The sequence below is a fragment of the Nocardioides turkmenicus genome, assembly GCF_011045035.1.
GTDB lineage: Bacteria > Actinomycetota > Actinomycetes > Propionibacteriales > Nocardioidaceae > Nocardioides > Nocardioides turkmenicus.
Window position 1 is genome coordinate 14,828 of record NZ_JAALAA010000022.1, and the last position, 13,632, is coordinate 28,459.

A 13,632-nucleotide genomic window follows, 5' to 3' on the forward strand; every position below is an offset into this window, starting at 1 on the left:
GGTCTGGAGGGGTGTCTCAGGGCTTCGGAATCAGTCGCTCGACAGGTACAAAACAACGCAAAAACTCGGCAACGGAATTGGAATACCCCGTGTCGTGTGTGCTGTACTCAATGCCGTGCCCGACCTTCCCCGACGGGTTTCACTCGATGAAACCTTGGGAAATGCTCGGGCACTGACCATGTAATCGAGCAAAGGAATTGCGTGTGGCCGGCAGCCACAGAGGCGACACTCGGGCCGTCCGTAAGACCAAATCAATAGTTGCCAGCGCAGGGGTCGCAGTCCTCGCCACGGGCGTCGCAGTCGGCGCCGGAGCCGCATTCGTGGAGCCGACCTCCCTGATCACCGAGAACGCAGGCGCTTCGCTCTCCTCGGCCAAGGCCAACGTGCCGAGCACCCGTGATGACGCGCGCGTCGCCGGGGACCGGCGGGAGACCGTCGTCAGCCGTAACGGAGGCGACCGCGAGTCGGTCTCCTCGGTGGAGACGCTGACCAAGGGGCCGGAGCAGGTCGAGACCGGCACCGCCAAGGCGGTCAAGCGCTGGACCGACGAGACGCTCAACCTGTGGTCCGCCTACGGCAAGCACGCCGCCCAGAGCGGCGAGATCGAGGCCGGCGAGGTGGTCTACGCCACCGGGCGCACCGAGGCCGGCCGCGACGAGATCATCTACGACGGCGAGGTCGCCTGGGTGACCACCGGCCACCTCGTCGACGAGAAGCCCGAGGCCACCGGCGTCGCAGCCGGCGTGAACACCGCCGCGTGCGGCGACTCCTCGGTCGAGAGCGGCCTGGTCGCCGATGCCGTCACCGTCTATCGTGCGGTCTGCAACGCCTTCCCGGAGGTCGCCTCGATGACCGTCGGTGGCTGGGACGCCCACGGTGAGCACACCTCGGGCAAGGCGCTCGACTTCATGACCTCCGACAAGGCGCTCGGTGACGCGATCGCCGCCTACCTGCAGCAGCATGCAGCGGAGCTCAACCTCTACGACATCATCTGGTATCAGCGGATCTGGACGCCGGTGCGTGCCTCGGAGGGCTGGCGCTACATGGAGGACCGCGGGTCCACCACCGCCAACCACTACGACCACGTCCACGTGTCAACGAACTGATCTGGTCGCGCACACAGGTCGGCCCGGGCTTTCCAAGCCCGGGCTGACCTGCGTTTTCGGGGCGTTCGACCGGTTAGCAACTTCGCAAAAGTCTGGGGACGATGGCGGGATACCCCTCCAGGTGTGCTTGACTCAGGCGCTGTGCCCGGGTTCGCGACCCAGCTCCAACGGGGAGTGGCGACGGGCGTTCTCGGGCGAGACCCCCACATTGTCGAGCGAAGGATTGCACAGTGGCCACCAGCCACAGAGGCGATTATCGAGCTGTCCGTAGAACCAAGAAGGCCGTAGCGACCGCAGGGATCGTGACGTTCGCGACCGGCGGTGCGATCGGCGCCGGAGTGGCCGCGGCGAACCCCGGCATCGTGATCTCCGAGGTGGAGGAGAGGTCGGGTCTCCGGCTTCCGTCGCCGGCTGACCGTCGGATCGAGGCGAGGGCCGACGCCGAGGCGAAGATCCCGGCGCTGCCGACGACCCGGGAGGACACCCGGATGTCGAGCGACCGTCGCGAGCTCACCGGCCGGGAGACCACGGTCAGCCGTAGCGGTGAGCGTGGGGCGGGTACGTCGACCGACGCGCTGAGCCAGGTCGCGACGATCGAGTCGCTGATCGAGCGCCCGACGTCGGTCAGTGGTGGTGCCCAGAAGGCGGTGCTGCGCTACGTCCAGGAGGACGTGACGGTCTACGCCTCGTACGGAAAGCGGGCCAAGGAGCTCGGCGGGCTGGAGCTCGGTCGGGCGGTCTACTACACCGGCCGCGACGAGGGCGGTCGCCAGGAGATCGTCCTGGAGGGCAACCCGGTGTGGATCCCCGAGGGCAACCTGGGCAAGACCAAGCCCGAGCCGCCGCCCGAGCCGACTCCCGCAGCGACCCCGACGCCCACGCCCTCGGAGGACGCCCCGGCAGGGCTGGACCTGTCCCCGTGCGGCGACTCCTCGGTGGAGGACGGCCTCGTCCCCGACGCGGTCGACCTCTATCGCGCGGTCTGCAACGCGTTCCCCGCGGTCGCCTCGGGCACGACGTACGGCTACGACCCGCACGGCGAGCACATCTCCGGCAAGGCGCTCGACTTCATGACCGACGACAAGGAGCTCGGCGACGCGATCGCCGCCTTCGTCCAGGAGCACGCCGGCGAGCTGAACGTCTACGACATCATCTGGTACCAGCGCATCTGGACGCCGGTCCGTGCCGACGAGGGCTGGCGTCTGATGGAGGACCGCGGCGACCCCACCGCCAACCACTACGACCACGTGCACGTGGCGGTCAACTGACCGCGAGTCGGCTCGTCCTGACACAGAACCCGCCGAGTCGGCTCGTCAGGACGAGCCGACTCGGCGGGTGGAATCAGAGAATCGCGCCTCGTGGCGCCACTTCGACAGCGGAGACCCCTCGGGCGCACAGCAGCAGCAAACGATCGCCGTGCCTGCAGCGGAGGACGCCGGAGTCGCTCGACAGCACCGCGGCGACGTGGTCGATGGCCTCGGCCTCGGTCGCCGTCTCGACCTCGCTGTAGGTGACGTCCATGCTGTCGCCGCCGACGAGCCGGACACGCAGGACGATGTCTGACATGGTCACGTGCCGATCTCTTGCGACATGGACTCGAACAGGAGAATGGGACCGTTTGGCGTCGGCATGACGTCCGCCTCTCGACCGGCACGAGCGGTGTCCGGGCGGAGAGCTCGTCGTCGGTCAGTCACCCCAAATCTACGCCGGCCACCAAGTCGAGCTCGGCATCACGGTGTCAGATCAGCGCGCTGAGCGGCGTGGGCTTGCGGCCGCCGATCTTCTCGACGACGTCGGTGACGGTGGCGAGCTTGCCGAGGCGGGTGGCGGTGCCGAACGAGGTGAGCAGCGGGGCGATGAAGTCCGGGAGGCCGGCGGAGACGAGGCCGGCGGTGTAGGCCTCGTCGTCGACCTGGACGACCTCGACCGGCTTGCCGGACTGCTCGGTGGCGAGTGCGGCCAGGTCGGCCGCGGTGTAGGCCTGCGGGCCGGTGACGTCGTACGCCTTGCCCTCGTGTCCCTCGCCGGTCAGCACGCCGACGGCGACGGCCGCGCAGTCTGCGCGGGTGACGTAGGCCGCGCCGCCGTCGCCGGTGTTGGTGACGAGCTGTCCGCTCGCGGCGGCCTGGGCGACGGAGTCGACCTGCATGTCGGCGTAGAGGTTGTTGCGCAGCATGGTCCAGGCCAGGCCGCTCTCGCGCAGCGCGTCCTCGGTGGCGGCGTGGTCGGGGACGACGCCGGCCGGGTTGTCCGGGGTCGGCTCGGACACCGAGGTGTAGACGATGTGGCGTACGCCGGCCTTGACCGCGGCGTCGATCGCGGCGCGGTGGCCCTCGACGCGGGCGCCGACGGCGTCGGTCGAGATCAGCAGGACGCGCTCGACGCCGGCGAAGGCGTCGACCAGCTCGGCCGGCTTGTCGAAGTCGGCGGCGCGGACGTCGGCACCGCGCTCGGCGTAGTCGGCGAGCTTGGCGGGGTCGCGAGTGAGGAGCACGACCTCGGCGGGGTCGACGGTGTCGAGGAGCTGGTCGGCGACGAGGCGGCCGAGCTGGCCGGAGGCGCCGGTGATGGCGATGGTCATGGTGGAGTCCTATCTGTAGTCACGGTGATGACGGTTCCGTAAATGTAGTCATAGTGATGGCAATAAGGCAAGATGGGGGTATGGCCACTCCGACGAACACGCGTTTCGCGGTGGCTGTCCATGTCCTGACCTACCTCGCGTCCTGCGCAGCCGTCGGGCGTGCGACGCCGGTCAGCTCCGACGAGTTGGCCGGGAGCACCGCGGTCAACCCGGTCCATGTCCGCAAGGTCCTCGGCCCGCTCCGTGCGGCCGGCCTGGTCTGCTCGCGCTCCGGTGCCCACGGGGGATGGGAGCTCGCCGCGGATCCCGGCGTCGTCAATCTCGCCCAGGTGTGGCAGGTGCTGCAGGGCGACGACCCGGTCTTGGGCATCCACGGCCCCAACCCCGCCTGTCCGGTCGGCGCCAGCATCCAGGGGGTGCTGACCGACCTCGACCGCCGGGTCGCCAAAGCCGTCCTGGTCGAGCTCGAGGGCATCACCCTCAACGACGTCCTCGACGACTCCGGCTTCGACCCGACCGACGTCGCCGGGCTCCTGCCGTGAGTCAGCGATAGCCTCTCCGACGTGGAGCTATACGGGGCCGCCGACCGCGAGCGGATCGTTGCCGAGCCGCCCAAGCGGGTGGCCGCGCCGGAGCGCACCCAGTTCGAGCGCGACCGCGCCCGGGTCGTGCACGCCGCCTCGACCCGGCGGCTGGCTGCGAAGACCCAGGTCGTGGGGCCGCAGGCCGACGACTTCGTACGCAACCGGCTGACCCACTCGCTCGAGGTCGCCCAGGTCGCGCGGGACCTGTCGCGCGCCCTGAACGGTCCGGACTCGCCGCAGCCTGACATCGCCGAGACCGCCGCGCTCGCGCACGACCTCGGACATCCGCCGTTCGGCCACAACGGCGAGAACGTGCTCGCCGAGCACGCCAAGGCGATCGGCGGGTTCGAGGGCAACGCGCAGACGCTGCGGATCCTGACCCGCCTGGAGGCGAAGACGTTCGACGCCGACGGGCGCTCGGTCGGGCTCAACCTGACCCGGGCGACCCTGGATGCCTGCACCAAGTACCCGTGGGGCTTCGGTGAGCGGAAAGGTGCGAAGTTCGGGGTCTACGAGGACGACCTGCCGGTCTTCACCTGGCTGCGCGTCGCCGATGCCGGGCAGCGGCAGTGCGTCGAGGCGCAGATCATGGATCTGTCCGACGACGTCGCCTACTCGGTCCACGACGTCGAGGACGGCATCGTCGCCGGGAAGATCGACCTGGCCCGGCTCGACCTCGACGGCGTCGCCGAGACGGTCGCCGACTGGTACGTCCCCGGCTTCGACCGCGCCCTGGCGGTCGCGACGATCGCCGACCTCCGTGGCGCCGGCTGCTGGATCGCCGACGGTGCCGCGTACGACGCCTCCCGTCGGTCCCAGGCCATGCTCAAGAACCTGACCTCCGACGTGATCGGGCGGTTCTGCGGCGCCGTGAAGGAGGCGACGTACGCAGCCGGCGGCGGCCCCTATGCCCGCTACGGTGCCGACCTGGTGGTGCCGGAGCAGACCCGCCTGGAGATCGCGCTGCTGAAGGGGATCGCGGCGCACTACGTGATGCGCACCGACGAGCGGGCCGCGAAGATGGACCGCCAGCGCAGTGTCCTCGCCGAGCTGGTCGAGCACCTCGTCTCCACTGCGCCGGTCGACCTCGACCGCCAGTTCGCCGACGACTGGCGCGCTGCGGACGACGACGCCGCCCGGCTCCGGGTGGTGATCGACCAGGTCGCCTCGCTCACCGACATCACGGCGCTGGGCTGGCACGAGCGGCTCTGTCGGCGCTCTTAGCCTATTGCGGTCACGACATTTTAGCGTTACCTTAAATTTCGTGACCGATGTCTGGTACGCCGTCTCCGACTCCACCCGCCGCCAGGTCCTGGCGCGGGTGGCTGCCGGGCCGTGCTCGGTGGGGGAGATCGCCGACGCGCTCCCGGTGAGCATGGCCGCGGTGTCCCAGCACCTCAAGGTCCTGCGCGAGGCCGGCCTGGTGTCGATGACCCCGGCCGGCCGGCGTCGGATCTACCAGGCCCGGCTCGAAGGCCTGGCCGAGCTGCGCGCCGAGCTGGACACGTACTGGACCCAGGCGTTGCAGTCGTTCAAGGAGGTGGCTGAGGCCAGCTACCGGGCAGAGACGACCGAGCAGAAGGAGCAGCAATGAGCATCATCCGCGAACCCACCTCTGTGGACCTGGAGATCACCGTCGACGTACCGGTCGAGCACGCGTTCAAGGTGTTCACCGAGGACTTCGACCGCATCAAGCCGCGCGAGCACAACATGCTTCCCGTCGAGATCGCCGAGACCGTGCTGGAACCGAAGGTCGGCGGCCGCGTCTACGACCGCGGCGTCGACGGCTCCACCTGCCAGTGGGCCCGCGTCCTCGTCGTCGAGCCGCCCCACCGCCTCGTCATCTCCTGGGACATCACCCCCGACTTCCGGCTCGAGCCAGACCCGGCCCGCTGCAGCGAGGTCGAGTTCAGCTTCACCTCGGTGGGACCGGAGCAGACCCGCGTACGTCTCGAGCACCGCCACCTCGACCGGCACGGCGCCGGATGGCAGGGCTGGCGCGACCGGGCCGCCGGCGACAGCGCCTGGGGGATCTACCTGGAGCGCTTCCGGGCCCTCGCGGAGGCGTGATGAGGGTGGACCGCACCTCGCTCGCGACGGCCGAGCGTCGAGACCTCGCCGACTTCCTCGAGACGCTGACGCCGGAGCAGTGGGACCAGCCCTCGCTGTGTCGCGGGTGGTCGGTGCGCGACGTGGTCGCGCACATGATCAGCTACGAGGAGGTCGGGCTGCTCGGCTTCTTCGGCCGGTTCGCGCGCCAGGGCTTCCGGTTCGGGCGGATGAACCAGAGCCGGCTCGAGGAGTTCGGGACCAGGAGTCCCGAGGAGCTGGTCGCCTACGTGCGAGCGCATGCGAAGCCATCCGGGCCGACCGCCGTCGCGGACGCCCGGATCGGCCTGACCGACGGCCTCATCCACCACCAGGACATCCGGCGCGCGCTCGGGAAGCCGCGTCAGGTGCCCGCCGAGCGGCTGCTCCCGGTCCTCGGCTTTGCGATGTTCGCCCCGCCGCTGCCGGCGAAGCAGAACGCCCAGGCGCTCCGGCTCGTCGCCACCGATCTCGACTGGTCCCGCGGAAGCGGTGAGGAGGTCACCGGCCCGGGCGAGGCGCTGCTGATGGCCGTCTGTGGGCGCGCCGACGCGCTCCCGGAGCTCAGCGGTCCGGGCCTGGCGACGCTCGAGAGCAGGGTGCGTCGTTAGGGGACGACCACCCAGAGCACCGAGGCGATCACGAAGACCGAGAGGCCGAGGGTGGTCTCCAGGACCGTCCAGGTCTTGAGGGTCGTGATGACGTCCATCCCGAAGAACCGGCTGACCAGCCAGAACCCGGAGTCGTTGACGTGGGAGAGGACGGTTGCGCCGGCAGCGATCGCGAAGACGAGCAGGGCGATGTCGAAGCCGCCGAGCCCGGCGGCGGCGACCTGAGCAGAGATCAGACCGGCGGTGGTGGTCAGCGCGACGGTCGCGGAGCCCTGGGCCACCCGCAGCAGCGTCGCGATCAGGAAGGCCTGCACGATGAGCGACATGCCGAGGTCGGAGAGGGAGGTGGAGAGCGCCTCCCCGATGCCGCTGGTGCGCAGCACGCCGCCGAACATCCCGCCGGCGCCGGTGATCAGGATGATCGCGCAGATCGGGCCGAGCGCCTGGTCGAGGATCTCGCTGGCGCGGCCGACCGGGAAGCGTCCGGGGGAGAGCACCAGGATCGCCACCAGGACCGTGATGAGCAGCGCGACCGGAGTCTGTCCGATGAGCACCAGCGCGCTGGCCCAGGTGGCGTCCTCGCTGACCGCCCCTGCCGCCTGCAGGGTGGTGACCACGGTGTTGAGGCCGATCAGGACCAAGGGCAGGGCAAGAAGAAGGACGACGGTGGCGAAGGACGGCGCCGCGGCTTCGTTCGCCGAGGTCTCCTCGTCGTTCTCGTCGATCGCGAAGACGTTGGTCGGCTCGGGGGTGAACCGGGCGCCCAGCCATCGGCCGACGAGGTAGGCGCCGGGGATCCAGGCCAGGATGGCGACCGGGACACCGATGAGCAGGGTCAGGCCGATGTCGCCGCCGAGCTCGGTGGCCGCGGCGACCGGGCCGGGGTGGGGTGGGACGACCGCGTGCATCGCCGCGAAGCTGCCCGCCGTGGGCAGGGCGTAGATGAGGATCGAGCCACCGAAGCGTCGAGCGACCGCGAAGATGATCGGCAGGAAGACGACCAGGCCGGCGTCGAAGAAGATCGGGAACCCGAAGATGAGCGCGGCGACGCCGAGGGCGAGGGGTGCTCGCTTCTCGCCGAACGCCCCGATGAGGGTGTCGGCGAGCACCTGCGCGCCGCCGGTGACCTCCAGCAGCCGCCCCAGCATCACGCCGAACGCCACCAGCAGCGCCACCGACCCGAGCGTCGAGCTGAACCCGGTCAGCATCGCGGTCGGGACGTCGGCGACCGGGATCCCGGCGGCGATCGCGGTCACCGCGCTGACCAGCACGAGGGAGATGAAGGCGTGGAGCTTCACCTTGGCGATCAGGACGAGGAGTACGGCGACTGCGACTGCGGCGATCAGGAGCATGACCCACGTGGGGTGTGCCGGTGCCAGCGGATCCATGGCGGTCACCCTAGCGGCGCGATGTGATTCAGGTCACCCCTACCGGGGTATGAGAGTCTCGCTGCGTGAGTGATCCCCTCGTCTGGCTGCCCTTCGACCCCTCCGAGCTGGGCGAGGTGCCCCCAGGCCTCCGGTTCGAGCTCTTCGACCACACCCGCTTCGCCGGCGCCCACGTGGAGGTGCCGGACTCGGTCGGCGAGGTGGCCTTCTACCTGCCGCCCTACATGCTCGGGTCGCGGATCTTCGAGGTCGTCAGCCAGATGAAGTCGCTCCAGGTGGTGCAGCTGCTGACGGCGGGGGTCGACGCCGCCCGCGGCCACATCCCCGAGGGGGTGACCCTGTGCAACGGCCGGGGCATCCACGACACCTCGACCGCCGAGCTCGCCGTCACCTTGATCCTCTCGTCACTGCGGGGCATCCCCGGTCACGTACGTCATCAGGACGAGCACGCGTGGCGGCCGGGCTGGTTCCCGTCGCTGGCCGACAAGCGGGTCCTGATCGTGGGCTACGGGGCGATCGGCCGCGCCATCGAGGCCCGGCTGCTGCCGTTCGAGACCGAGGTCGTCAAGGTCGCCCGGACCGCCCGCGACGGTGTCCACGGCTTCGGCGAGCTCGCCTCGCTCGTCCCGGGGGCCGACGTGATCGTGCTGGTCACGCCGCTGACCGACGAGACCCGCGGCCTGGTCGACCGGGAGTTCCTGGGACGGATGAAGGACGGCGCGCTGCTGGTCAACGTCGCCCGTGGCGGAGTCGTCGTCACCGACGACCTGGTCGCCGAGCTCGCGACCGAGCGCATCCACGCGGCCATCGACGTCGCCGAGACCGAGCCGCTCCCGGCCGAGAGCCCACTGTGGAGCTCGCCCAACCTGCTCATCACCCCGCACGTCGGCGGTGCGTCGAGCGCGATGTGGCCGCGTGCCTACCGGGTCGTCCGCGAGCAGCTCGAGCGGTTCGCCGCCGGCGAGCCGCTCGCCAACGTGATGTCGGGCGCCTACTGACCTGAGCTAAGGCGTGACCGTGATAGTCGACTCCGCCTTCACGCCGTTCACCACGAGCGTCACGGTGGCGGTCCCCGGACGCAGCGCGGTCAGTCGCCGGGTGGCCGGGTCGATGCGTACGACGCCGTGGCCCTGCTCGCCCACGGCGACCCCGTCGCCACCCCAGTCGGCGGTGACCGGCCAGGCGACCGGGACGGTCGCCGCGCCCTGGGTGAAAGTGGACTCGAGCGTCACCGACGACCCCATCGCGAGCGTCTCTGGGGCACCGGTCGAGACGGTGTCGACCGCAGGACGGGTCTCGGCGCGCAGCCAGCGCAGCCGCGCTCCGGGACGCGGGTCGCTGCCGACGACCCCGGCGCGCGGGTCGATCCCGACCATGGTCCAGCCCCGGAACCCACCGCCGGCCACGTTGCCGGCCGGGGTCTTGCCGGAGTTGCCGTTGACCAGCATCGAGATGCCCTGCGCCGAGGAGCCGTGGAAGACGCCGACGTGACCGTTGACGACGGCGACCGACTTGCCCGAGGACGTACGGAACCGGCCCAGCCGGTCCTCGAGCTGCCTGGCCTCGATCCGGTCGGTCAGCTGGCTGGCCTTGTCGGGGAGCGGGTCGTCGATGGGGTGGTGCATGGCGAGGACGACACCGGTGATCGTCGGGTCGGCGGCCGCGGCGCTCAGCTGTGACTCCAGCTCGGTCAGCTGCGCCTTGCCGTCGTCGTTGCCGTGCAGCGTGCCCGAGGAGCTGTTGAGGGTGATGAGCTGCGTCGCCCCGATCCGGAACGCGGTGTGGGTCGCCCCGAAGACCGCCTTGAAGTTCGTGATCGGGCCGCCCATGACCTCGTGGTTGCCGGGGACGTAGGTGTAGGGGATCCGGTCGCCGACCTCCTCGTCCAGGATCTGCTTCGCCAGCGCGATGTCGGCCGGGGAGGCCTCGTCGACGAGGTCGCCGTCGATGATCAGGTGGTCGGGCCGGGCGGCGACGATCTCGCGGAGCGTCTCGCGTACGTGGCGCACCAGGTCGCTGTCGGGGTTGCGTGCCACGAACTGGCCGTCGGACATCACCGCGATCCGCTGCGGCCGGTCGTCGACGGTGCCCTCGGTGAGGATCACCGGGTCGTGGACCGGCTCGGTGTGCGTCGGCGGGGCGTCCGGCGCGACGTTGGCGACCAGGTCGCTGATCGTCAGGTCGCCGCGGTAGGAGGCGGCCGGACGGGTCTCCAGGAACCGGATCTTGTCGACCCGGATCGGCATCGCGGTGCCCGGCGGGATCGGGTAGGTCACGTGCTGCCACCCGTCCCAGGTGACCAGGTCGCCGTCGAGGTTGCTGACGGTGCCGTCGCCGGAGCGGATCTGGATCCGCGGCCAGATCCCGCTGGCGTCGCCGTCGACCCACAGCGACAGGCTCAACGGCCGGCCCGGCACGGCCAGGCCGGCGGGCGGCACCGCGTAGACGCCACGGGTGCCGGTGCTGGTGGTGAAGTCGTGGCGTAGCCGCAGCGCGTCGCCGCCGTCGTGTCCGCCGCCGGCGACGGGCTGGATGGTCGCCGTCGCCCGGGCGGTCTCGACCTTCCAGGAGGCGCCGTCGGCGAAGTCGGCCAGGGTGTGCTGCTCGCTGCCGACCAGCACCGTGGAGGTCACGTGGTGGCCGCCGACCGCGAGGTCGATCACCGCCGCGCCGCTCTCCATGGTGGCTCGGACGGCGAACCCGTTGGCGCCGTCGGGGGTCACCTCGACGCCTGGATCGGCGTCCACGGTGATCTCCGAGGGCTCGATCGGGGCCGGTCGCCCGTCCGCGTCGTACCCGGTGACCTGGATCGTCGCCGTCTCGCCGGACCGCTCGATCGCCAGCTGGGACTTGTCGACCGCGAGCCGGGCGAGCGGGCCGAGGACGGTCAGCGGCATCGAGGCGCGGTGGTGGCCGGTGGTGTAGACGACGTCGGCCGATCCGGTGCGCCGCCCGACGGCCGCTGCGCGGTCACCGCTGCTGTCGGGGATCCCGACGTCGGGGTCCTGGGTGCGGAACCGGCCCGGCTGCTCGACGGCCGCGTAGGTGGCGTCCAGCCCCGAGCCGAACACCGTACGCCGCTGCCCCTGCAGCACCCGGTAGGCACCCGCGCGGTTGGTGACCGGGCGGACCTGCGCCTCGGTCGCGACCCCGGTCGGCTTCGCCGAGGAGAAGAACAGCAGGGTGTTGGAGACCTCGCGCTCGGTCCCGTCAGAGGGGGTGTCGACGATCCTCGGCCGCACGTCGCCGGCGACCCGGGCGGCCATCGTGGTCGAGCCGCCGCCGTCCAGGTTCAGCGCCTGGTAGGCGCCGAGGCTGAGCATGAACCTGGCCAGCTCCGCGCGGGTCATCCCGCGGCTCGCGCCGGTCTGGCCGTCGAGGGCGAGCACGATCAGCTTGGTGCCGTCGCGGTTGAGCCCGACCGCCGTGCGCGAGTGGACGCCGTCGTCGCCGATGCCCGGGCCGACCTCGCCGTCGACCACGAGCTGGACGTTGCCGCTGACCGCCCAGTCGGCGTCCTCGGCCAGCCCGACGGCCACATCCACCCGGTCGCCGACCTCCAGGTCGCCCACGACCCGGGCACCGGCCTCGCGACCGAGCAGCACCTGGCCGTCGTCGGGCACCGCCGGCGCACCGGCCTCGTCGTCGACCGCCGTGACGACGCCGTCGACGACGGTGGCACGGGCGACCTCCGGGGAGACGTTCGCCGGACCGCCGACCGGCCGGTCGAGGGTGTAGTCGCCCCACAGCTCGGTGTAGACGCCGATGCCACCGGTGGGCAGCGACGGGGTGTTGAAGCCGGCCAGGTCGTGCTCGGTGCCCTCGATCGTGACGGTCCCGCCCGAGGTCAGCTCGCCGATCGCGGCTTTCGCGCCGGCCATCGACAACGTGGGATCGGAGCCGAACCGCGCGTTCTGCAGGCCGTCGCGGCTCTTGGCCAGCCCGACCGGCGCCCCGGAGGCGTTGATGTCGTAGAAGCCGGCGTTGATGCCGGCCACCGCGCCGGTCCCGGCCATCTGGCGGGAGAGGGTGCCGATCCCGGCGACCTTGCCGGTGTTGCGTACGTCCATCGACAGCGTCGGCTCGGACAGGTCCGCGGTGAGGACGTTGCCGCGGTTCCAGCCGGTGGTCTCGAGCCGCTGGAAGTTGGTCAGCTTCAGGCCCGGTGCGACGTCCTGGGTCGCGACCGTCGAGAGCGCCTCCCCGCCGGCGGCGAAGTCGTAGCCGTTGGACTCCTGCTGGTTCGGCGGGATCCCGCCCGGGGCGAGCGTCACCGCGGTCGGCGGCGGAGGAGGTACGTCGGCGGCGGCCGGTCCGGCGGCGACGAGAACAGCCAGGGCGAGAGCGAGCGTGGGGGCGAGGGGGCGCACGCTCCCACTGTCGCGATCTCGGTGCTCGGCGGGAAGCGAATTAGGGGAAGCGTGCGTGGCGGATCCGTGAACGGACGATACGGTCAGGGGTGTGCTGACGGTAGCGGTGGTGCAGGAGACGGCGGTCCCCGGTGAGGTGGCGGCCAACGTCGCGACGACGGCCGACCGGGTCCGCGAGGCGGCCGCGAGAGGCGCGCGGCTGGTGGCGCTGCCGGAGACGTTCACGACCTCGTGGGACCTCGACGTGTTCGGCGGGCCGCTGCCCACGCTCGACGATCCGTCCTGGCTCGCGCCGGCACAGGCCGCCGTGGACGAGACCGGCGCGGTGCTGGTGCTCAACTCGCCCCTCGCCCGAGACGGGCGACAGGCGATCACCAGCCTCGTGCTCGCGCCGGGGGAGGAGCCGGTCGCGGCGTACGACAAGCAGCATCTCTTCCCGCCCGAGCGCGAGCCCTTCGAGCCCGGCGGACACGGCACCACGATCGAGATCGACGGCGTCCGGGTGGCGCTGTCGGTCTGCTACGACGCCAACTTCCCCGAGCACGCCGCAGCGGCGGCCGCCGACGGCGCGATCCTCTACCTCAACACCGGCGCCTACTTCCCCGGTGGCGGCCACCGGCGCGACCTGCACTACGCCGCCCGAGCGCTGGACAACTCGATGTACGTCGCCTTCGCCGGACTCGTCGGCGGGCCGCTCGGCTTCATCGGCGGCTCGGCCCTCTACGACCCGCTCGGCCGGCCGGTCGAGCGCCTCGACGACGCCACCCCGGGCATGGTCGTCGCCACGATCGACCCGGCGGAGGTGGCGCGCGTCCGCGACGACCAGCGGATGTGGGCGGACCACCGGGCGGACCTCGGCCCACGGCGTACGGTCTCCGTCGCGGCTGCCCCGTAGGATTCACCT

13 protein-coding genes are annotated in these 13,632 nt (G+C 71.1%); 9 read left to right on the forward strand and 4 right to left on the reverse strand.

Annotated elements, in window-relative coordinates:
• Positions 1 to 320 precede the first annotated feature (320 nt).
• Positions 321 to 1,106, forward strand: coding sequence for a VldE C-terminal domain-containing protein (locus G5C66_RS21320; RefSeq protein ID WP_338144268.1), 786 nt, complete (start codon positions 321 to 323; stop codon positions 1,104 to 1,106).
• A 302-nt stretch (positions 1,107 to 1,408) separates the two neighbouring features.
• A complete protein-coding gene (locus G5C66_RS21325) occupies positions 1,409 to 2,374 on the forward strand; it encodes a VldE C-terminal domain-containing protein (protein ID WP_241248729.1) in 966 nt (321 codons plus the stop codon).
• 73 nt (positions 2,375 to 2,447) lie between these two features.
• Here the strand turns inward: G5C66_RS21325 and G5C66_RS21330 are convergent, their stop codons facing one another.
• Together G5C66_RS21330 and G5C66_RS21335 are read right to left on the reverse strand one after the other, a co-directional pair.
• Positions 2,448 to 2,672, reverse strand: coding sequence for a hypothetical protein (locus G5C66_RS21330; RefSeq protein ID WP_165113031.1), 225 nt, complete (start codon positions 2,670 to 2,672; stop codon positions 2,448 to 2,450).
• A 172-nt stretch (positions 2,673 to 2,844) separates the two neighbouring features.
• On the reverse strand, positions 2,845 to 3,687 hold the full coding sequence (locus G5C66_RS21335; protein ID WP_165112939.1) for an SDR family oxidoreductase: 843 nt from the start codon (positions 3,685 to 3,687) through the stop codon (positions 2,845 to 2,847).
• An 80-nt stretch (positions 3,688 to 3,767) separates the two neighbouring features.
• Between G5C66_RS21335 and G5C66_RS21340 the strand changes: the two genes are divergently transcribed.
• The 5 genes from G5C66_RS21340 to G5C66_RS21360 are packed head-to-tail and all read left to right on the forward strand — an operon-like array spanning position 3,768 to position 6,970.
• Positions 3,768 to 4,229 (forward strand): Rrf2 family transcriptional regulator, encoded by a 462-nt coding sequence (locus G5C66_RS21340; protein WP_165112940.1) that lies wholly within the window; start codon positions 3,768 to 3,770, stop codon positions 4,227 to 4,229.
• Positions 4,230 to 4,250: 21 nt separating this feature from the next.
• A complete protein-coding gene (locus G5C66_RS21345; protein WP_165112941.1) occupies positions 4,251 to 5,495 on the forward strand; it encodes a deoxyguanosinetriphosphate triphosphohydrolase in 1,245 nt (414 codons plus the stop codon).
• Positions 5,496 to 5,535: 40 nt separating this feature from the next.
• A complete protein-coding gene (locus G5C66_RS21350; protein WP_165112942.1) occupies positions 5,536 to 5,865 on the forward strand; it encodes a metalloregulator ArsR/SmtB family transcription factor in 330 nt (109 codons plus the stop codon).
• Complete coding sequence (locus G5C66_RS21355; protein ID WP_165112943.1) at positions 5,862 to 6,341, forward strand: SRPBCC family protein; 480 nt, start codon at positions 5,862 to 5,864, stop codon at positions 6,339 to 6,341. Before G5C66_RS21350 ends, G5C66_RS21355 begins: the two co-directional genes overlap by 4 nt.
• Positions 6,341 to 6,970 (forward strand): maleylpyruvate isomerase family mycothiol-dependent enzyme, encoded by a 630-nt coding sequence (locus G5C66_RS21360; protein ID WP_165112944.1) that lies wholly within the window; start codon positions 6,341 to 6,343, stop codon positions 6,968 to 6,970. Before G5C66_RS21355 ends, G5C66_RS21360 begins: the two co-directional genes overlap by 1 nt.
• Here the strand turns inward: G5C66_RS21360 and G5C66_RS21365 are convergent.
• Positions 6,967 to 8,358: a GntP family permease gene (locus G5C66_RS21365; RefSeq protein WP_165112945.1), complete on the reverse strand. Its 1,392-nt coding sequence runs from the start codon at positions 8,356 to 8,358 to the stop codon at positions 6,967 to 6,969. The genes G5C66_RS21360 and G5C66_RS21365 overlap by 4 nt on opposite strands.
• A 65-nt stretch (positions 8,359 to 8,423) precedes the next feature.
• Here G5C66_RS21365 and G5C66_RS21370 point away from each other — a divergent pair, with 65 nt between their 5' ends.
• Complete coding sequence (locus tag G5C66_RS21370; RefSeq protein ID WP_165112946.1) at positions 8,424 to 9,356, forward strand: NAD(P)-dependent oxidoreductase; 933 nt, start codon at positions 8,424 to 8,426, stop codon at positions 9,354 to 9,356.
• A gap of 6 nt (positions 9,357 to 9,362) precedes the next feature.
• Here the strand turns inward: G5C66_RS21370 and G5C66_RS21375 are convergent, their stop codons facing one another.
• Complete coding sequence (locus G5C66_RS21375) at positions 9,363 to 12,728, reverse strand: phosphodiester glycosidase family protein (RefSeq protein WP_165112947.1); 3,366 nt, start codon at positions 12,726 to 12,728, stop codon at positions 9,363 to 9,365.
• Between the two features lie 91 nt (positions 12,729 to 12,819).
• Here G5C66_RS21375 and G5C66_RS21380 point away from each other — a divergent pair, with 91 nt between their 5' ends.
• Positions 12,820 to 13,623: a nitrilase-related carbon-nitrogen hydrolase gene (locus G5C66_RS21380; protein WP_165112948.1), complete on the forward strand. Its 804-nt coding sequence runs from the start codon at positions 12,820 to 12,822 to the stop codon at positions 13,621 to 13,623.
• The last annotated feature ends 9 nt before the right edge of the window (positions 13,624 to 13,632 follow it).